19 protein-coding genes are annotated in these 19,245 nt (G+C 62.9%); 17 read left to right on the top strand and 2 right to left on the bottom strand.

Going from position 1 to position 19,245, the window contains the following annotated elements; genetic code table 11:
* Positions 1-192: 192 nt before the first annotated feature.
* The 3 genes from B3587_RS04125 (at position 193) to B3587_RS04115 (ending at position 3,699) form a co-directional block, all read left to right on the top strand.
* Positions 193-906 carry a glycosyltransferase family 4 protein gene (locus B3587_RS04125; RefSeq protein ID WP_292726758.1) on the top strand — a complete coding sequence of 238 codons (714 nt, stop codon included), beginning with the start codon at positions 193-195 and terminating at the stop codon, positions 904-906.
* Between the two features lie 154 nt (positions 907-1,060).
* A complete protein-coding gene (locus tag B3587_RS04120; protein ID WP_292726756.1) occupies positions 1,061-2,509 on the top strand; it encodes an O-antigen polymerase in 1,449 nt (482 codons plus the stop codon).
* Positions 2,510-2,601: 92 nt separating this feature from the next.
* The gene (locus tag B3587_RS04115) at positions 2,602-3,699 is read left to right on the top strand and encodes a glycosyltransferase family 4 protein (RefSeq protein WP_292726754.1); all 1,098 of its coding nucleotides are present in this window, start codon (positions 2,602-2,604) and stop codon (positions 3,697-3,699) included.
* A 564-nt stretch (positions 3,700-4,263) separates the two neighbouring features.
* Here B3587_RS04115 and B3587_RS04110 read toward each other — a convergent pair.
* Positions 4,264-5,505, bottom strand: a complete 1,242-nt coding sequence (locus B3587_RS04110; protein WP_292726753.1) for a hypothetical protein — start codon at positions 5,503-5,505, stop codon at positions 4,264-4,266.
* A gap of 123 nt (positions 5,506-5,628) precedes the next feature.
* On the opposite strand from B3587_RS04110, the gene B3587_RS04105 reads away from it, so the two are divergent.
* The 5 genes from B3587_RS04105 to B3587_RS04085 all read left to right on the top strand — a co-directional run bounded on the left by B3587_RS04105 (position 5,629) and on the right by B3587_RS04085 (position 10,964).
* Positions 5,629-6,888 carry a glycosyltransferase gene (locus B3587_RS04105; RefSeq protein ID WP_292726751.1) on the top strand — a complete coding sequence of 420 codons (1,260 nt, stop codon included), beginning with the start codon at positions 5,629-5,631 and terminating at the stop codon, positions 6,886-6,888.
* Between the two features lie 47 nt (positions 6,889-6,935).
* Entirely contained in the window at positions 6,936-7,964 is a 1,029-nt protein-coding gene (gene gmd / locus B3587_RS04100; RefSeq protein WP_292726749.1) for a GDP-mannose 4,6-dehydratase, read from the top strand.
* 94 nt (positions 7,965-8,058) lie between these two features.
* Positions 8,059-9,042 (top strand): GDP-L-fucose synthase family protein, encoded by a 984-nt coding sequence (locus tag B3587_RS04095; protein ID WP_292726747.1) that lies wholly within the window; start codon positions 8,059-8,061, stop codon positions 9,040-9,042.
* Positions 9,043-9,044: 2 nt separating this feature from the next.
* Positions 9,045-9,335 carry a Dabb family protein gene (locus B3587_RS04090; protein ID WP_292709759.1) on the top strand — a complete coding sequence of 97 codons (291 nt, stop codon included), beginning with the start codon at positions 9,045-9,047 and terminating at the stop codon, positions 9,333-9,335.
* Positions 9,336-9,398: 63 nt separating this feature from the next.
* Positions 9,399-10,964, top strand: a complete 1,566-nt coding sequence (locus B3587_RS04085; protein ID WP_348681295.1) for a sugar transferase — start codon at positions 9,399-9,401, stop codon at positions 10,962-10,964.
* Here the strand turns inward: B3587_RS04085 and B3587_RS04080 are convergent.
* Positions 10,958-11,452 (bottom strand): DUF4916 domain-containing protein, encoded by a 495-nt coding sequence (locus B3587_RS04080; RefSeq protein WP_292726745.1) that lies wholly within the window; start codon positions 11,450-11,452, stop codon positions 10,958-10,960. The genes B3587_RS04085 and B3587_RS04080 overlap by 7 nt on opposite strands.
* Positions 11,453-11,536: 84 nt before the next feature.
* Between B3587_RS04080 and B3587_RS04075 the strand changes: the two genes are divergently transcribed.
* The 9 genes from B3587_RS04075 to B3587_RS04035 all read left to right on the top strand — a co-directional run bounded on the left by B3587_RS04075 (position 11,537) and on the right by B3587_RS04035 (position 19,243).
* Entirely contained in the window at positions 11,537-12,847 is a 1,311-nt protein-coding gene (locus B3587_RS04075) for a UDP-glucose dehydrogenase family protein (RefSeq protein ID WP_292726743.1), read from the top strand.
* A gap of 180 nt (positions 12,848-13,027) precedes the next feature.
* Positions 13,028-13,936, top strand: a complete 909-nt coding sequence (locus tag B3587_RS04070; protein ID WP_292726741.1) for a right-handed parallel beta-helix repeat-containing protein — start codon at positions 13,028-13,030, stop codon at positions 13,934-13,936.
* A 96-nt stretch (positions 13,937-14,032) separates the two neighbouring features.
* Complete coding sequence (locus B3587_RS04065; RefSeq protein ID WP_292726739.1) at positions 14,033-15,277, top strand: glycosyltransferase; 1,245 nt, start codon at positions 14,033-14,035, stop codon at positions 15,275-15,277.
* A complete protein-coding gene (locus tag B3587_RS04060) occupies positions 15,274-17,508 on the top strand; it encodes a right-handed parallel beta-helix repeat-containing protein (RefSeq protein WP_292726737.1) in 2,235 nt (744 codons plus the stop codon). Before B3587_RS04065 ends, B3587_RS04060 begins: the two co-directional genes overlap by 4 nt.
* Positions 17,505-17,663: a hypothetical protein gene (locus B3587_RS04055; protein ID WP_292726735.1), complete on the top strand. Its 159-nt coding sequence runs from the start codon at positions 17,505-17,507 to the stop codon at positions 17,661-17,663. Before B3587_RS04060 ends, B3587_RS04055 begins: the two co-directional genes overlap by 4 nt.
* Positions 17,664-17,785: 122 nt before the next feature.
* On the top strand, positions 17,786-18,067 hold the full coding sequence (locus B3587_RS04050; RefSeq protein ID WP_292726733.1) for a hypothetical protein: 282 nt from the start codon (positions 17,786-17,788) through the stop codon (positions 18,065-18,067).
* Between the two features lie 140 nt (positions 18,068-18,207).
* A complete protein-coding gene (locus B3587_RS04045) occupies positions 18,208-18,474 on the top strand; it encodes a type II toxin-antitoxin system Phd/YefM family antitoxin (protein WP_292726731.1) in 267 nt (88 codons plus the stop codon).
* Complete coding sequence (locus tag B3587_RS04040) at positions 18,471-18,857, top strand: type II toxin-antitoxin system VapC family toxin (protein WP_292726729.1); 387 nt, start codon at positions 18,471-18,473, stop codon at positions 18,855-18,857. Before B3587_RS04045 ends, B3587_RS04040 begins: the two co-directional genes overlap by 4 nt.
* 125 nt (positions 18,858-18,982) lie before the next feature.
* On the top strand, positions 18,983-19,243 hold the full coding sequence (locus B3587_RS04035) for a hypothetical protein (RefSeq protein WP_292726727.1): 261 nt from the start codon (positions 18,983-18,985) through the stop codon (positions 19,241-19,243).
* The last annotated feature ends 2 nt before the right edge of the window (positions 19,244-19,245 follow it).

Genomic DNA, 19,245 nt, shown 5'->3' with positions numbered 1-19,245 from the left:
ATGCTGCGGAAGGCCGCTCGAAACGGTCGCGCGGCGCTTGCGATCGCTAACGGTGGGAATGCTTACATCTCCGTAGGATCTGGAGACGGGATGTGGCTCTCTACCATTCTGGCCGCCGTGGCGCGTTTGCGGCGCGCGAGAATACTTCTCCACCATCACTCCTATGCTCACATCCGGACTCGTACTCTTCGAATGAAGGCGCTCACCTCCGCTGCAGGGCCCCGTGCCGTCCACATCGTCCTTAGTGAACAGATGGAACAGGACATCAGAGCTGCATCTCCTGCGCTCTTGAAGACCGTCGTAGTTGGAAACGCCACAATGGTCGAACCCGCGCTACTCCAATGCCGAAGTAAGGGGGACATCGACGTACTCGCCCTGGGCCACCTCAGCAACCTAACGCGCGCAAAGGGCATCGAGGCGACGATCTCACTCACGCAGAAGCTCCTGGAGCAAGGAACGGCCACGCGGCTGGTTCTTGCCGGTCCGCTGATGGATGAGTTTTCATCATCCCAGGTGCGACGAGCAGAGAAAGTTCTTGGAGACCGCTTTCAATACCTCGGCGAGTTGGACGACGCGGGAAAGATCGCGTTCTACGAAGAGATCTCACACTTCGTTTTCCCGTCGCAGTACGTCAACGAGGCCGTACCAATGGTCCTCTACGAAGCGCTCGCGGCCGGAGTGCCGTGCCTCGCTACACCGGTTGGGTCCATCCCCCAACAGTTGGCGCATAGTGGATCCTTTGTGTCGACGCGCCCAGAGACATTCGTTGAGGAGAGCCTCGACTTCCTCACTCGTCCGCGCACCACCGTCGCGCGAATGAGCATTGCTGCTCGTAAGGCATACTTGAGCGAGCTGAAGCGATCCACAGATGCACTCGATGGGCTGTTCGGGCCGGAAGCATCATGAAGGCTCGGAGATACTCGGAGGCGTCGCACTCAAGCCCGCAAAGAGGCCACGCAGAGGGGACTCGAGCGTGTCGTCATTACTGAGTTCGCTCCATACGCGTCCGAGCATCGCGCAACCGGCCGCTCACCGATCTCGAGCCAAGAGTTGGCTAGGTATGCTGCTCGCAGTTGGCTCGGTTTTAGCTGTCACGAGCATTGCAGTTGCCGCGTCTAGCGGACCAGACCCCGCAAAGGCGGCTGTCGTCTGGTCTTCAGTCTTGTGGCTCATAAGCGCGACCATCGTCTGGGTCGCATCCGGCCGCATTCTTTGGTTCTCGCCCATCGGAATTTTGCTGATATCGCATTTTGCAATTTTCGTGGCTCGGCCGTGGTTTGGCGCGACCTACCAAAACTCTCTGAACATATTCACCCAAACCCCTGCTACTGAATTCTACCTTCAAGCAGCAATAGTCGCTGGAACCGGGCTCGTATCCACCTCAATCGGATACGCATTGGCTTTTCGTCGACCATCTCGCGTTCCTCCCCCTGTCAAGCCGATCGATATCCACACGTGGCGTCGCTTGGCTCCGCTGCTCTGGGGAATAGTACTGCTGGGGGTCACCCTGTATTTTGCCTATATTCTCCAGGTGGGTTGGGGCTTCTACTGGAGTGAGGTTTTCCTCGGGCGTTCATTGACGCAGAAGTATGCATTGACCGAAAGCTCGGGCTACCTTTATCTCGGCTTGCTGTTCGCCAACGGTGCGCTCGCCCTGATTTTTATGCAAGCCATTAGTCAGCGGTCACCGACACTCGCCTTCGCATCGGCCGGTCTAATAATGCTCTTCCTTGTGCCCCAGTTCGCGGCCGGCAATCGTTCGAACTTCATTCCTATCGTTGTTGCACTTCTGGTCATGCTGATCCGCGTATTCCCTCGCCTCATTACTCCCTTTCGCGCAGCGGTTTTTATTCCTGTCTTCATTTTCCTAGGATTCATTGCGCCAAGAATATGGAGAAATGATCTTTCTCAGGGTTTAAGTTTCATGGACTCCATCCTCAGCGCACTGGATCCCGTGAATCTCTTCGACAATTTTGTAGGCGGCCTCGATATGGCAATGATCGATGCGTTCTCGCTCCAAGTAGGCGCTCAGGCGAGCGGCCAGATCCCACTTCACTACGGTTCAACATATGTCGCGGCCCTTTCCGCTCCCATCCCGCGGTCGTTGTGGCCTGAGAAGCCTGTGTCGGTGGACAATATCCTGAACGAGGCAATCTTTCCCTCGACGCACCAACTGCATATCGGCTTCTCGTTCGGCATCTATTCTGAGCCCTACCTCAACTTCGGAATCATTGGTGTAATACTCGTGATGGCGGTATTTGGAGCGGTACTAGGCCGCGTCTCGATCGCCCTGCTCACGACAACAAGCACGACTGTGGTGTTTCTCGTTGCGATGCTTACGGGGTTCATGTTCGCACTCGTGCGCGGGAGCATCTCCTATGACCTGCAGAGGTTCCTCATCCTTGTCCTTCCGGTCCTCACCGCTCTGTGGATCGAGCAGACCGTAGCCAGCCGCCGAACCCCTCGCAGCACTGGTTCAAGGCTGTCGGAGCAGCCTAGATTGAAGTAACTCAGATGAGCTATATTGTTGCCTTTAATAGGAATCGAGATTCGTACCAGGTTCCGCTCGCGTTAGCAGAGTCGGGAATGCTGACGAGACTGGTGACTGACTACTATTACGGACGCTCGATCCCGAGGCTTGCATCCCTTGGGCACCGTAGAGTCGAGGGTATCCCTGCCGCGGCGGTGCGTGATGCGCCGAAAGCATTTGCGGCTCAAGTACTCACGCTGGCGGCTTCCAAAGTTGGCGTGTCACTCCGTCACCCTATCGACACTATTGAGGCTTCGATCGCGTCTGTGGCATTGCGAGAGGCACGAAGGAGCGACGCCGACTTATTCATGTACTCGGGCTACGCGTATGAATCTTTCAGTGCGTTACCTGATCGCAAGAAGCTCCTGTTCAAGTTCCATCCCGACGGCGACTTCATTAGAGCTTGTCTCAACGACGACGATCTTCTCTCGTCAGGTAGCTGGATGCCGGAACCGGAAGAGGCTGGAACGTTGCGCCGCGCCGGGCAGCACGCTCGCGAGTTGGAACTGGCGGATCGGATCCTGTGTGCCTCCAGTTTCACCAAGTCGGGGCTTGTTCGTATGGGAATTGCACCTGATCGGATAGTAGTTGTTCCCTACGGCTGCCCGGAGCCCGCGGAACCCGCAGTAGTAGCTGAGGCAAGAAGGGAGGGAGAATGCAAGATTCTCTTCGTCGGCCAGGGGGTTCGACGGAAGGGTCTACACCTGTTGCTCGAGGCCTGGGGACAACTCCGACCGAAGAATGCACGGCTTCGAATCATCGCCTCACGGATCGATCCTGCGATCGGAGCGATGGCCTCAAACCTCAGCAGCGTAGACCTATCGGGGCCTACAACGCGCGAGCAGATCGTCAGCGAAATGCTCTCGGCCGACACGCTCGTTCTGCCCAGTTTGGTGGAGGGCTTCGGACTCGTCATCGGCGAGGCGCTGTCAGCTGGCTGCCGCATTATCGCGAGCACACACACTGGCCTCCCCGACCTCGGGTTGCCTGCCGAGATCGCCACTGTCGTTCCCGCCGGCCGGATTGAGGAGCTGGTCGATTCGCTCCGGACCGCAATCGAGACCTTTGCGCCGGGTGGGTTGCGCGCCCGCGAGGCCACCGCGGCTGCGAAGCAGAGGTCTTGGGCCGCCTATAGGAAAGGAATACGCGAGTTTGCCGCTGCCAGTTGATAGTTCTTGATTGGGGTTCGGTCGATTGAAACGCAAGGAGAAGCGTCAAGAGATCCGGCGCGCCGGCACACGTGCGCTGGTTTACTTCTCGCCAGCGGAACCCCCGAGGACGGCGTTTGGTGCGACCACGCTTCCCACGCACGTATGTTGGTTGTCAGGCGTACCGACCACGACGGGTCCCGGCAGAATGAGGACACCGTCCGCAATTAGGACCGCAGGACTCGAAACAGGCCCTGGGCGAGCTGTCGCCGCGTCCTTCCTGCCGATGAACAACGACCGGGAAAATCCGGACGTCTGTTGCCGATCGTGGCGCGGCGCGTGCCGATTACACCGCGACCGCGTCGGGGAGATCGAAGTTATCTCCAATCGGATCTTCCTTCGGGACCGCAACATCGAGCTGATCCAAAGTCTGCTCGATGAATGGGTTCCGGCGTTCGCGTATCACCCTCGGGATCGGCTCGACGTGTGAAACCATACTCAGCCTCTTGATTTCTGGCGGAGCGGGCCGAATAAACCCTTCGCACGACTGCGAGAAGAACAGGCATGAGGCAAGAAGAGAAGGGTTCATGTGATTTCTGATGATGCTTCCCGGGCACTCCTCGCATAGGCGATACGCCACCCAACTAGGTTGGCTAGCGACGAAACAATAGCTATCCAACCTATCGGGTCGTCCCACGGCAGCAATGACGTCCAGCCGCCCAAGAAGGTTAACGCAGCGGCCGCAATGACCACGAAGACTCGGATCACAAAGCCATATCGCTGGCCTCCTAGCGCAAGAGCCGCAGCCTGGCTGGGAGTTCGAAGCGAGTTCAACAACCCCGCAATTGCGCAAACCACCGCAACTCTCAATATCGACGGGGACGATAGTCCGGAAGCCCATATTATGAGCAGTTCCGCAGCAACGATGTACACGAGCGTAAATAGCGTCAATCCCACCGTCATCCGCACCACTTGTTTGTGAAGGCGGCGAAGAGCATTCGCGTCGATAAGGCGCCACGATTCTATACCAACGCTAGCTATAATCGAGGTAGTCAACACATTAAGCGGTCCGATCGCTGACTGCAACAACCGATACTCCCCGGCAAGAGCTGCGTTCAGCGCAGACGTAGTCACGACCATCGGGACGATACTCGCGAGCGCGGAGAGCAGATTGTCGGCTCCCGACCACCTGCCAAGCCGCCACGTCGCGACGAGCGAGATAGATGACCGCTCATCGTTGCGACGCGCTGCTACGGCGAACGCAACGATGAGGCAGGTGCCGCCAAATACTGCTGCGTCGTAAACGAGCAACAGTGTCGTCGCGGTCGCGGCTGCGGGTGATAGCGCGACGAACGAAAAGAGCGCGACGATTGCAGCGAAGAGAACGCTGTCTGCCGCGGCAGCCCTTCCAGCCGCCTGCAGGTTCAGGAGGTACGCACGTGCAACGTCTGCCACAAGCACCAGGACGAGAAGCGGGACCGATGCGATCGCTAATGACACCGGATCTTGGCCGGGAGCGATGAACAGCATCGAAGAACCGACGACAACACCGCTAGGTGTGGATACACTCAGGGCCCATCGCAGAGGAACGGCGCCTTGCCCGCTCGTCCTCTGCGTCGCGAAGCCTGGTGTAAGAATCGTGGCACGCTGCAGAGCGACAGCAGAGGTTGCTACCAGCAACACAATTGAAAAATCTGACAGTGCCGCGGGGGTGAGCGCACGAGCCGCGAGTATCAGCGCCACAGCGTTTCCCGCGGCAACAATGCCTATGTCAACGGTCAACCAGAGCTTGCTTGTCGAAATATCGCCGAGGCCGCGAATCCTCATCAGGTGCTAGCCATCCCAGGTTTGCTCTCCACCATCGTTCAGACTTCTCTCTTCAGACGGGAGCAAGTCACCCTTCCTCCCTGCGTAACCCTGCCGAAATCACGACCAAGATAGCCTCTCAGTATGTCGCGCCGTTCACCCCAGGGTTCGCCCCGGGTCCTCGTCCTGGGTATCAACTACCCGCCCGAGCACACCGGAATCGCTCCCTACACGGGTGCCATGAGCCGCGGACTCGCCCGGAGGGGGATCGTTGCACGCGTCATTGCGGCTCACCCTCATTATCCGGATTGGAAAGTTAAGCCAGGTTACGGGCAGTGGTCACGCAGCGAATATCTCGACGGCGTCGCGGTGAAACGCGTGCGGCACTACGTACCGAATCCACCCAAGGGCGCGCGGCGACTCGCTTCGGAAGTGAGTTTCGGCGCGCGCTCGACAGTAAGCCGATGGGGATCACCCGATGCGATCGTCGTCGTCTCACCGGCGATGATCTCGTCAGCCATGGCCGCTCTGAAAGCTAAGGCACTGCATCGCTCGGCCCCCCTGATTGTGTGGGTACAAGACCTGTATGCCCGGGGTATGGCTGAGACCGGACAAGGCGGGCGCGCGGCCCAGGCGCTCGGCGCCATCGAAGGGCGCCTCCTGCGCAGTGCCGACCGCGTCGTGGTGATCCACGACCGCTTCGCCGAGATCATCGCTCGTGACTTCGGTGTCGACCGCAACCGAATCACCGTGGTGCGCAACTGGACCCACCTGGCACCGTTTCCCCACATCGACGTCGCAGCCAGCCGAGCGCGGTTCGGCTGGAAGCCCGACGAGACCGTCGTGCTGCACACCGGAAACATGGGCGTGAAGCAGGGACTTACGAACGTCATCGACACCGCTCGAGTCGCGGAGCACTACGGCGATCCAGTGCGCTTCGTGCTCGTCGGCGACGGTGGTGAGCGGGAGACACTGCGGGCGCTTGCCCGCGGTGTGGGTCCGCTCCAGTTCTTGCCCCCGCTGGACGACGCGGACTACGCCGCCGCTCTCAAGAGTGCCGACATTCTGCTCGTCAACGAGCTTGCCGGTGTCTCCGAGATGGCGGTGCCGAGCAAGTTGACCTCGTACTTCCAAGCAGAACGCCCCGTTATCGCCGCGACCGACCCGTCCGGCATCACAGCGGGTGAGGTTCGGACCGCCGATGCCGGGCTGGTCGTTCCCGCCGGAGATCCCGAGGCACTACGCAACGCGACGCTCGAACTGCGTGCGAATCCCGACCGAGCTGCCAGGTTCGGCGTGAACGGCCTGAATTACCGTCAGACGGTGCTCGACGAAGAGACAGCAATCACGAAGTTTGCCGACATGCTGTACGAAGTCACTATGACCGGCGACCGCACTGCTTAGTCGCCCCACACCACTGAGAATCACGACGAAAGATATCGGAGACGGTCTTGGCCAAGCGCGCACTCATCACTGGAATCACGGGGCAGGACGGTTCGTACCTCGCGGAACTGCTGCTCGCCAAGGGCTACGAGGTGCACGGAATCATCCGTCGCGCGTCGACCTTCAACACGCACCGGATCGACCACCTCTACACCGACCCACACAACCCCGAGGCCAAGCTCTTTCTGCACTACGGCGACCTGAGCGACGGAGCGCGCCTGGTGACTCTGCTCATGGAGATAGAGCCCGACGAGGTCTACAACCTGGCCGCACAGTCTCACGTGCGTGTCTCGTTCGACGAGCCCGAGCACACCGCCGACACCACGGGAACCGGCACGATCCGCCTGCTGGAGGCGGTACGAATGGCCGGCATCCGTCCCCGGTTCTACCAGGCATCCACCTCGGAGCTTTACGGCGCAACCCCACCCCCGCAGTCCGAGACGACGCCGTTTTACCCGCGGTCGCCCTACGCGGCAGCGAAGCTCTACAGCTTCTGGATCACGAAGAACTACCGCGAGGCCTACGACATGTTCGCGGTGAACGGCATCCTGTTCAACCACGAGTCTCCCCGCCGCGGTGAGACCTTCGTGACTCGCAAGATCACACGCGCGGTCGCGCGCATCAAGGCAGGAGTCCAGAAGGACATCTACCTCGGCAACCTCGACTCGATCCGCGACTGGGGATACGCCGCCGAATACGTCGAGGGCATGTGGCGAATGCTGCAGGTCGACGAACCCGAAGACTTCGTGCTTGCCACCGGCGTCGGCTACACGATCAAGGACTTCCTCGAGACGGCTTTCGGACACGTCGGACTCGAGTGGCAGGAATACGTCAAGTTTGATGAGCGCTATCTGCGCCCGACCGAGGTCGACGCGCTGATCGGCGACCCGACGAAGGCGGGCGAGAGGCTCGGCTGGACTCCCACGATCGATGGGAAGGAACTGGCCAAGCTCATGGTGGACGCCGACGTGGAAGCACTGGAAAAGGGCGCCGACTGGATCGATACCGTGAAGCTCGCGTCGTGGGGAACGAAGTGATGCGTTTCGTCTCGCTTCGCTCGCTCAACGACCGGATGCGGGCCGAGCGTTTCGTCTCGCTTCGCTCGCTCAACGACCGGGGAAGGGCACGCTGATGGGAACCGCCGTGGACGGGGTTCAGTACACGCCAGGGGAACTCGACCGGGACGCCACGTTCTACGTTGCGGGGCACCGAGGACTCGTCGGATCGGCGATCTGGCGCAAGCTCGAGGCATCCGGGTTCGAGAACATCGTCGGAAAGACCTCGGCCGAACTCGATCTGAAGAACCGCGACGCGGTGTTCGCATACATGGGCGAGATCAAGCCGAAGTACGTTGTCCTCGCGGCGGCGAAGGTCGGTGGCATCCTGGCGAACTCGACCTACCCAGTCGATTTCTTGAGCGACAACATGCGCATTCAAACCAACGTGCTCGATGCCGCGCTGGCGAACGATGTCGAGCGGGTGCTGTTCCTCGGGTCGTCGTGCATCTATCCGAAGCTCGCCGAACAGCCGATCCGCGAGGACTCGTTGCTTACTGGTCATCTCGAGCCTACAAATGACGCGTACGCGATCGCGAAGATCGCCGGCATCCTGCACACGCAGGCCGTACGCCGCCAGTACGGGCTGCCCTGGATCTCGGCCATGCCCACCAACCTCTATGGGCCGAACGACAACTTCTCGCCGAGGGGGTCGCACGTGCTGCCTGCGCTGATCCGCCGGTACGACGAGGCAGTCAAGTCGGGCGCGGCGACCGTGACCAACTGGGGCACGGGCACACCGCGCCGTGAGTTCCTGCACGCGGATGACATGGCGGACGCGTGCCTCCATCTGATGGAGCACTACGACGGACCCGACCAGGTCAACGTGGGCACAGGGTCGGATGTCACGATTCGCGAGATTTCGGAGACGATTGCATCCGTCACGGGCTTTCAGGGTGAGACGGAGTGGGACACATCCAAACCCGACGGCACACCGCAGAAGCTGTTGGACGTCTCCAAGCTCGCTGAGGCGGGGTGGACCGCTCAGATCTCCCTTGAGGAAGGCCTCGAGCGCACTGTGGCTTGGTATCACGACCACGTCGAGTCAATTCGCGAGTAGACGTGTTCAGGCACATCGTCCTCTTTCGCGTACACGACGATGTGTCCGGCGCCGAGCTGGAACGGACGGTTTCGGCTTTGCGGGCACTCGGCGATGAGATCGAGGCTGTGTCGTGGAACGTAGAAGTCTCGCTGGACTCGCGTAAGGGTCGGGTGATTGTGGAAGACACGGCATTCGCGGATGCTGCAGCCTTCGACCGCTTCCGCGCACATCCGGCACACATCGCCATCGCTGACTACATGGCGCGCATCTCGGATTGGTGGGTCGGTGACTATCACGCGCGCGACAACTGAGCGAAACACAGGAGTGGTATCTTCGCCTCCGGGTGGAATCGGGACCACGACGAAGGGCACTCTGTGACGGCTGACGTTCAGCACGGCACGAATGCAACAGGGCATCGCGCGCACGGCGAAGAAACTTCCGCGGGGCCGCGCCCCGTAACGACCTCAACAGGATCGGTCGTCATCCCTGCGGAGCGTGCCGACGCACGATGGCAGCTGCTCTTCAGCCGACGCTTGTGGATCAGTGACGCCATCGTGCTCATCTGGGTCGTGTTCGGCACTCAGATCTTCTGGTTCGGCACAGGCAACGCCGAACTCGCGCTCCTGCAAGACCACCGCTTCAGTGATGTTTCTTACTGGGCGCTCTCAACGATTCTCGTCGTGGTGTGGTTCTGGGCGCTCTCACTCGCCGACTCCCGAAGCCACCGCGTCATCGGAGCCGGGAGCACGGAGTACATCCGGATCGTGGATTCGAGCGTCCGGCTGTTCGGGGTGATCGCGATCATCGCCTTCCTCTTTCAGATCAACATCGCCCGCGGCTTCCTCTTGATCAGCCTGCCCCTCGGGGTCGCCGTGCTCATACTCGTGCGATGGCTGTGGCGGCAGTGGCTGATTGCCAAGCGGCGGAGCGGCTCATACATGCACCGCGTGCTTCTGGTCGGGTCCGAGAGCTCGGTGGCGCAGATCGCGCATGAGCTGCAGCGGACACCCCGCGCGGGCTACCTCGTGGCTGGCGCATGTGTGCCGAGCGGCAAGGTCGGAGACACCATAGCGGGAACCACCATTCCTGTTATGGGCAATGTCAATTCCGTGGAGAGGGCGCTGCTGGCAACCGGAGCCGACACCGTAGCGGTCACGAGTGCCGACGACCTTCCGCCCGCGAAGGTGAAGCAGATCTCGTGGGGTCTCGAGGCAGGCAAACAGCACCTTGTGATCGCACCCAGCATCGCCGATATCGCCGGTCCGCGCATCCATATTCGCCCTGTCTCGGGCCTCCCGCTGATTCACGTCGAGACGCCCCGGTTCTCACTCGGTCAGCGGGTAACGAAGCGCGTGTTCGACCTAGTTGCATCGGTGCTGGGCGTCATTGTCATCAGTCCCCTTCTCCTCGTGCTGACAGTCGCGATCATGCTGAGCTCGACGGGTCCGGTTCTGTTCCGTCAGGAGCGCGTCGGGCGCGGTGGCAAGACGTTCAAGATGATCAAGTTCCGGTCGATGGTGCCTAACGCCGAAGAGCTGCTTGAGAAGCTGTTGGAAGAGCAGCGCGACTCGGGCAACGAGGTGCTGTTCAAGATGAAGAACGATCCCCGTGTAACCCGCGTCGGACGCTTCATGCGCAAATACAGCCTCGACGAGCTTCCGCAGCTGTTCAACGTCATCGGTGGGTCAATGTCACTCGTCGGGCCCCGGCCGCCGCTTCCCCGCGAGGTCGAGCAGTACGCCGAGCACGTCCACCGTCGCTTCTTGATGAAGCCGGGGATTACGGGGCTGTGGCAGGTCAGCGGTCGTTCATCTTTGTCGTGGGACGAGAGCGTGCGCCTCGACCTCTCTTATGTCGAGAACTGGACGCTCGTCGGAGATCTCACCATCCTGCTCAAGACGGCACGCGCCGCGCTTGCGCCGGGCGAGACCGCTCACTGACGCGCCACGATCCCGAGCTTCGCGAAGAGGTGTGCGCAACCGGGCCAGATGTCTTCGGGGATGGTTTGGCCGGCGAACCAGGCGAAGTCGAGGGCTTCATTTCGGGGCGAAGGTTCTCCGGTGAGTTCGACCAGGAACGCCATTCCTATTGAGTGCTTTCGTTCGTCGCGGCCGAATGGGGTGCCGTCGGTTGGGGCGACAGCTGCAGGGAACCACTGGTACGTGTATGCCGGCTGCGGATCGATCGGAAGGTCTAGGCCTGCAGCGAGGGTGTCGTTGGCGTGGCGTTGGAGGGCTTGGGCGATAGTCTCTCCGCGCTGGATACGGCCGCCCAGGTGACACCAGACCTCGCCGTACGGCGAGCGTCGCCTAATCAGGCCGTACTCGCGCGTCCCGTTGGGGGCGGTTCGAGTGGCGACGAAGTCGACACAGGCAATCGGCATCGATTGCTCGATCTGCTGATAGAGGTCATCGGGCAGATAGGCCATACCTCTATTGTCGCGGGATCGCTCCCCAGGGTTGCGACGCTTGTGCGTCACTTTCACGTCACATTCGACCCCTAGGCTTGGCGCGTGAAGCTATCAGTCATCGGATGCGGATACCTCGGAGCGGTCCACGCCGCAGCCATGGCCTCGATCGGGCACGAGGTCGTCGGCATCGACGTAGACCAGCGCAAGATCGACGCCCTCTCGAAGGGTGAGGCTCCGTTCTTCGAGCCCGGGCTGCCCGAGATCCTCGCCGAGGGAGTGGCATCCGGTCGCCTGCGGTTCACGACCGACATGGCCGAAGCTCGCGGCGCGAAGGTGCACTTTGTCGGCGTCGGGACTCCGCAGCAGCGCGACGGATACGGTGCCGACCTGACGTATGTCAACGCCGCGATTGATGGGCTCGTGCCTTATCTCTCTGAGGGCGACATCGTCGCGGGCAAGTCGACGGTTCCGGTCGGCACCGCAGCTGAGCTCACGCCGCGCGTCGAAGCCGCGGGCGCGACGCTCGTGTGGAACCCCGAGTTCCTGCGCGAGGGGTGGGCCGTGCAAGACACGATCGATCCCGACCGGTTGGTCGTGGGCGTGCCGTCAACGGATGCGGGAGCCGCCGCCGTCGACCTCCTGAAAGAGGTGTACGCGCCGCCGGTGGCGAAGGGCACCCCCTTCATCGTCACCGATCTCGCCACCGCTGAGCTCGTGAAGGTCTCGGCCAACGCGTTCCTCGCGACCAAGATCTCGTTCATCAACGCGATGGCTGAGATCGCCGAGGTCGTCGGCGCCGACGTGACCCAACTCGCCGACGCGATCGGCCACGATGCGCGCATCGGACGCAAGTTCCTCGGCGCCGGCATCGGTTTCGGTGGCGGATGTCTTCCCAAAGACATCCGCGCCTTCTCTGCCCGCGCCGAAGAACTCGGCCGCGGCGAATCCATCGCGTTCCTGCGCCAGATCGACGAGATCAACATGCGCCGCCGCGACCGAGCCGTGCAGCTGGTGGTCGACGGGCTTGGCGGATCCGTATTCAAGAAGAACGTCACCGTCCTGGGCGCCGCCTTCAAGCCGCACAGTGACGATATCCGCGACTCCCCCGCCCTCGACGTCGCCGTACGCCTGCACGGCCTCGGCGCATGGGTCACGGTCACCGATCCCGAGGCGATCGCGAACGCGCAGGCGAAGCATCCGCAGCTCAACTACGTCGAAGACCGTGACGAGGCCCTGCGCGCTGCCGACGCCGTGGTTGTCGTCACCGAGTGGGACGAGTACCGCCGGCAGATGTCGCCCGAGCACGTCTCGACCCTCACCGAGGGGCGCGTGATCGTCGACGGACGCAACTGCCTGGACGCCGCCGCCTGGCGCGCCGCCGGCTGGACCTACTACGGCATGGGACGCCCGTAGCGCTGCGACGCGCCCCGCCTGAGATACTCGAGGGAAGCCTGACGAGGGCCATGGACGAGGCGGGCAATGCATAGCAGTCGGGCGCTCAGCGCGATGGCGATCATCGCGCTATCGACGGCTGCGCTCGCCGCATGCACTGCGAAGATCCCAGAGCCTGGTCCTAGCGCTAAACCTCTACCATTGACGGTCAACCCGGCGTGCCCGGCTGACTCGACGCCGGTCGGCCCCTCCGCGAGCGAGCTGAGCGACGCACTCACAAACGCGCGTGCCGGTGACACTCTCGCCCTGGCCGAGGCGACCTACGTCGGCAACTTCGAGATCGCCACGTCGGGCACCGCTGAGGAGCCGATCACCCTCTGCGGGTCGGCGGCGTCGGTCATCAACGGTGGCACCCTCGACAGTGGCTATGCCCTGCACCTGCAGTCCGCCGATTACTGGCGGCTCCAAGGATTCAGCGTCACGAACGCCTCGAAGGGCATCATGCTCGACGACTCCTCACACAACGTGCTCGCAAGCCTCGATATCTCACGCATAGGCGAAGAAGGCGTCCACTTCCGCACCGGCAGCTCCGCCAATGAGCTTGAGAACTCCCGGATATCCGACACGGGGCTCGTGACCGCGGAGTTCGGCGAAGGCGTCTACATCGGGTCGGCCGAATCCAACTGGTGCCGTTACACGGCCTGCGAACCCGACACAAGCGACCGCAACATCATCCGCGAAACCACGATCTTCAACACCACCGCTGAAGCAATCGACGTCAAAGAGGGAACCACCGCCGGTGAAATTCGCGGCAACTCGCTCTCCTTCCCGGCAAGCGCAGACGTCGAGTCCGCGGTGAACCTGAAGGGCAACGCCTGGATCGTCGACGCCAACACGATCGAGGCCGAAAGCGGCGACGGCATCCGCATCCACTCGATCCTCGAGGGATGGGGGGCATCGAACGTGATCACCGCCAACACGATCGGCACGCCGACAGGCCGGCTCGGCATCGAGGTCGTCGGCAACGCGCGAGAGCTGGGCAACATCATCGGATGCGACAACCTCACACCCTCGGGCGTGGCGGTCTCCACGAACGTCGCCTGCAGATAGCCGCAGAGGTTACCGCCCCGTAACGTCCGCGAAAGGCCCCGCTCACACGGCGTCACTACCGTCGCGAGCGGGGGAACAATCGCCGTGCGCTCGGGGGTGAGCAAAGCGTTGCCGGAGTCGTTGATTCAGTACGTCATGTGGGCGCTGCCGTTCGGCATCCTCGGGATCATCTCCTGGGGCCTGTGGGGCACCCGCAAGTTCCTCTCGGCGATCACGCGACCGACAGTGAACAACTTCCGCACGACAGCGACGATCGTGGTGCCGTCGTACCACGAAGACCCCGACGTCCTCATTCGCTGCCTGGGCACCTGGCTACGCCAGAACCCGAGTCGCATCATCATCGTGCTCGACGTCGCTGACGTTGAGGCCCAACGACGCATCGAGGCACTGGGTCATCCGAACGTCGACGTGCAGATGTTCCAGCATCGCGGCAAGCGCTCCGCGCTCGGACACGGCATTCGCCTGTGCGACACCGAACTGATCATCCTGATCGACTCCGACACGGCGTGGGAGGACGACATGTATGAGCACATCCAGATGCCCTTCATCGACCCCGCCGTCGGAGCCGTCAGCACCCGCCAGAATGTCTATCTCCCCAAGACCAGCGTCTGGCGCCGCGTCGCCGACTGGATCATCGACCTGCGCTACTACGACTATGTGCCCGCAATGGGTCGCTACGGCGGGGTGATCATGGCGTCAGGACGCACCGCCGCCTACCGCCGATCGGTCATCCAACCCCGCGTGTACGACCTCGAACACGAGTACTTCCTCGGCAAGGAGTGCATCGCCGGCGACGACGGTCGGCTCACCTGGCTTGTCATTTCGCAGGGCTTCCGCGTCGCGCACCAAGACAGTGCGCGGGCTCTTTCGATGTTCCCCAGCACCTTCCGTGCGTTCGTGAAGCAGCGCGTGCGGTGGAGCCGCAACTCCTACCGCTGCTACCTCACCGCCATCCGGCACGGCTGGATCTTCCGCACACCGATCATTTCCCAGCTCACCGTCATGCAGATCCTACTGACCCCATTCACGATGTTCGTGGCACTCGCATACGTCGTTCTCTCAGTCCGCAGCGAGCGGCCACTTCTCGCACTGGGACTCGCCATCATCTGGGTCATCGTGGGGCGCGGCATCCGAGGTATTTCACACCTGTGGCGACGTCCCGAAGACATCTGGCTGCTGCCGCTGGTCACCGGCGTCATCATCCTGGTTGCGCTGCCCATCAAGCTCTACGCGCTCATCACCATGAACAAGCAAGGATGGCTCACCCGAACCGCCGAGACGCAGGGCGGCGAAGGACAGACCGAGGCGAGCCTCCAGACACCCGCCGATGCCCCGTCATGACGGCCGGCCGCGACAGACCCACCTTCACCGCCGAAGAGCGCGGTGAAACGTCGGTGCCTGTCCGCTGGCTCGCCCGCACTGTCATGATCATCGCGATCGGTGTGCTGGTCGTCGCAGTCGTGATAGTCGGCAATGTCGTCGCCGGCAACAGCATGCCCTGGGTCATCGGGCCAACGGCTGCGGCGAGCCCAACCCTGGGGTCGGCAACCGCAGACACCGCGGGTTCGGACGAGCCTGATCCGGCGGCACTCGTGGATGCCGAGGACGAGCGCCTCCGGGCAATGAGCGCGGTCTCCGCCGGTGGCGGTATCGTCGCGGCTCCCGAATACAACACGGTGGTTCTCGGCGCGAGACCAAGCGCCTATACCCTCGACGACCTCGTGTCAGCCGGCGCGGCATCCTGGCTCGACGATGGGACCATCGAGTTGACCCGTCACATCGTCGTCCGGGCGGGCGCCGTCCTCAACCTCAGCCTTCCGGGCGAAACGCTGCGCATGGACAGCGACTCCGACGGGTTCGTTAGCCTCGTGGCGTGGGGCGGAGTACTGCAATTGACCGGCGACGCCGACCGGCCGCTGACCCTGGTCGGCTGGGACGCTGAGGGCGCGAGGCCCGACACGACCACCACTGACGGTCGCGCCTACGTGCGAGCCCGCAACGGCACCATCACGGCCGCGAACGTCGCGTTCGACAGTCTCGGCTTCTGGAGCGGGCGCACCGGAGGCGTCGCCGTAACCGCCACCGACAGTGGAACCGCCGCCGGCAGCTTCTCCCACACCATTCACTTCGGATTGCAGACCGGGCTCTTCCTGTCTGGGGTCACCGGCGTCACCGTCGACGGGGGCGAGATCATCAACGCAGTTGAGAACGGCATCGCCGTGACAAACGGCAGCAGCGACACGGTGATTTCGAACACGACGATCACTCGCTCGGGCGCCAGCGCAATCTCCATGGATAAGCGCAGCCGCAACCTCACCGTGACCGGATGCATGCTCGCGGACTCGCAGCGCTTCGGTGTCGAAGCCGACGGAAGCGCGCTCGCTGACGGCCCGAACCCCGAGGGATACGGGCTTGATCACGCTGCCGGGTTGACCATCACTGCGACGTCGGTGTCGGGAAACGCCAGAGGGGGCATCCGTGCGGTTGCCATTGACGCGGCGGAGTACGTCGAACTCTCCGTCGAGGAGCACGCCACCGCACTCGAGCTTCTCGGGCCGGCCGACGACGTGCGCGTCGCGGACGGGACACTGACCTCCACCGGCGGCGTCGCTCTCTCCATCGCCGACTCGGTGACGGATGCCGTCGTGACCGGCATGACGCTTACCGGCACTGACGGGGCGGTCTCGGTGGCGGATGCCGCCGTGACCCTTACCGACAACACGGTCCAGGTGTCAGGAAGTGGCCACGCGCTCTCGATCGACGGGGCCTCTACCGTGTCCGCAAGCCGCAATGCGCTAGCGGGCGTCGGGGCAGGTGCTATCGCATCCGGGCCCCGGGCCGACGTATCGGCCGAGGGGAACGATGAGTCGGCCTGGACATACGAGCTCGAAGCCGTGAAGTGGCTCAACCGGCATCCGATGGGATGGATGTGGGCGCTCGTCCTGGTCATCCCCGCAATCGGCGTACCCCTGATCGCACGACGGAACCGCAAACACCGTGAGTTGCGAGCACTTTTCGAAGACGCCGTCATCCGCTTCGGTGCCGCCCAGATCGAGAGCTATCAGCAGGGTGGAGCGATGCCAGTGTCCGGTGTGAGGCCGGTCGAGCCTGAGCCGGTCCCCACCGCAAGCCCCGTCGAATCCGAGCCGCCTACAGCGATCTCGTCGGACTCTCTGCACCACGCGGCATCCGAGCACGCGCTGCGGCCTTCCCTCGCGCCTCAGCCGCACCGCGAGCCGACACCTCCGGTCTTTCCGCACCCGGCGCCTCCCACGAATCCCTATGTCGTCCGAGCCGGATCGCCCCCCGCGGCACCGTCCGCCGCCGATCAAGCGACAGCCGCGCCACCCGTTTCGCCCGGACCGCACCGCCACCACCCGCGAAGCTTCGCCGACCTGCGAGTTGGACCTCTCGCGAACCGTGAGTTCGCCTCGCTCCAGGAGTTCGCCGTCGCCGCCGTGCTGGAAGCCGGCTACCCCCTGCGGACGGTTAGTGCCCTGTTCCGAATACCGTCGTGGAGACTCGAGGTCTGGGTGAACGAAGCAGCGCAGTCGCGTAGACGTGTCGAGTGAGCAGGGCAAGACTTCTCGGGCGACGCCTGCGCACCATGACCTCACTCGCCCAGCGCGGCATCAACCCCACCGTCGTATCGGACCAGACCGGATGCCTCACGTTCGCAACCAACATCGCCGCCGGCTGGACCTACTACGGCATGGGGCGCCCGTAGGTCAGATTCCTCCACAGCACACCGCGGGGCCCGACTGTGCACGACTGTGACCCACGCCACCGCCTGGACGGTTCGTCCTGGCATCCTGGGCGAGAGTGCCGCACACTGAGAGGGTGACCGTCGTGACCGAACCGCAGAGCTGGGCGCTCATCGGAGTGTTCACCACGATCATGCTCGGCGGCATGACAATCATGACCACACTGCTGATGCGAACCGTGACGGCATCCGTCAATGGGCTCCGCGGAGAGATGACCGGACTGCGCGGCGAGATGAACGGTCGCTTCGATGGGATTCGCGGCGAGATGAACGCCCGGTTCGACGCGATGGGCACCCGCATCGACCACCTCGACCGCAACATCTCCGCCCTCAGCCGCCGCGTCTGGGGCGAACCCTCCGGGGAGTGACTCGAAGGTTCTGGCTGTCACGCGTCGCGAAGCGCGTCGTCGTCCAGAGCCTGAGTCATCGCTGCGGGCCAGCGCACGTGCCGAACACCGGGTCCACTCGCCGATGTTCTCCTGTGCTACAGCGCGCTACACTACTCGCCATGGACATCGTGAGCCACCGGGAGCTGCGCAACCGCAGCGGCGAGATCCTGCGCCGGGTCGAAGCCGGCGAGACCATACAGATCAGCAACCGGGGCAAGGTGATTGCACTCGTGACACCCCTTACCTCCCGGGGCCTCGAAGCCCTCGTGTCTGAGGGGGGTGCGAGGCGAGCTACCGCACCGGTATCGACGCTCTCCGGCATCCGTCGAGCCGCATCTGCGCGGGATACAACCGAGATCATCCGCGACACCCGGGGCAGCTGGTGACCGTCACCTACCTCGACACCTCAGCCGCGATAAAGCTGCTCGTCGACGAGGCAGAATCCGACGCACTCCTCCACGAACTGACCACCACAGCGCGCGATCTGGTCGCCTCATGGCTCCTGCACGCCGAGTTGCACTGCGCTGCCGGACGAAACCCCAGCCTGATCGAATTTGACGCCATCACCACTGTGCTCAACGCAGTGACGCTGATCGACGTCACGCGCGGCGACCTTCTCTCAGCTGGGACGCATGCACCGTTGCGCTCGAACGACGCGACTCACCTAGCGACTGCTCTTCGCGTGGGCGTCGACGAGGTGCTCACCTATGACGGGGAGCTTTCGGCCGCAGCCAAGCGGTCGGGGCTGCGCGTGCTCGCACCATCGTAGGGTTGCGCTCCTCCCCAGGCGGTTCCCGCGCGGCACCGCCTGCCAGGTGCGGCACCATTCGTCCGCGCGAGGGCGAAGCGATGGCATCCTGAATCGCGATACCGCACACTAGGAGGGTGACCATCGTGACCGAACCGCAGAGCTGGGTGCTCATCGGCATCTTCGCGACCATCATGCTCGGCGGGCTCACGCTGTCTACGAACCTCATCATGCGCACAGTGACCGCCAGCATCTCGGGCGTCGAGGGCCGGCTCGAGGGGAAGATCGATGGCCTTCGTGCTGAGATGAACGCCCGCTTCGACGCGATGGGAACCCGCATCGACCACCTCGACCGCGACATCTCCGCCCTCAGCCGCCGCGTCTGGGGCGAGCCCTCCGGCGAGTAGGC

It is taken from the genome of Microbacterium sp. UBA837, assembly GCF_002296025.1.
Lineage (GTDB): Bacteria > Actinomycetota > Actinomycetes > Actinomycetales > Microbacteriaceae > Microbacterium.
The sequence above is the reverse complement of the archived record's forward strand: the minus strand, read 5'-3'. Positions and strand labels throughout refer to the sequence as shown.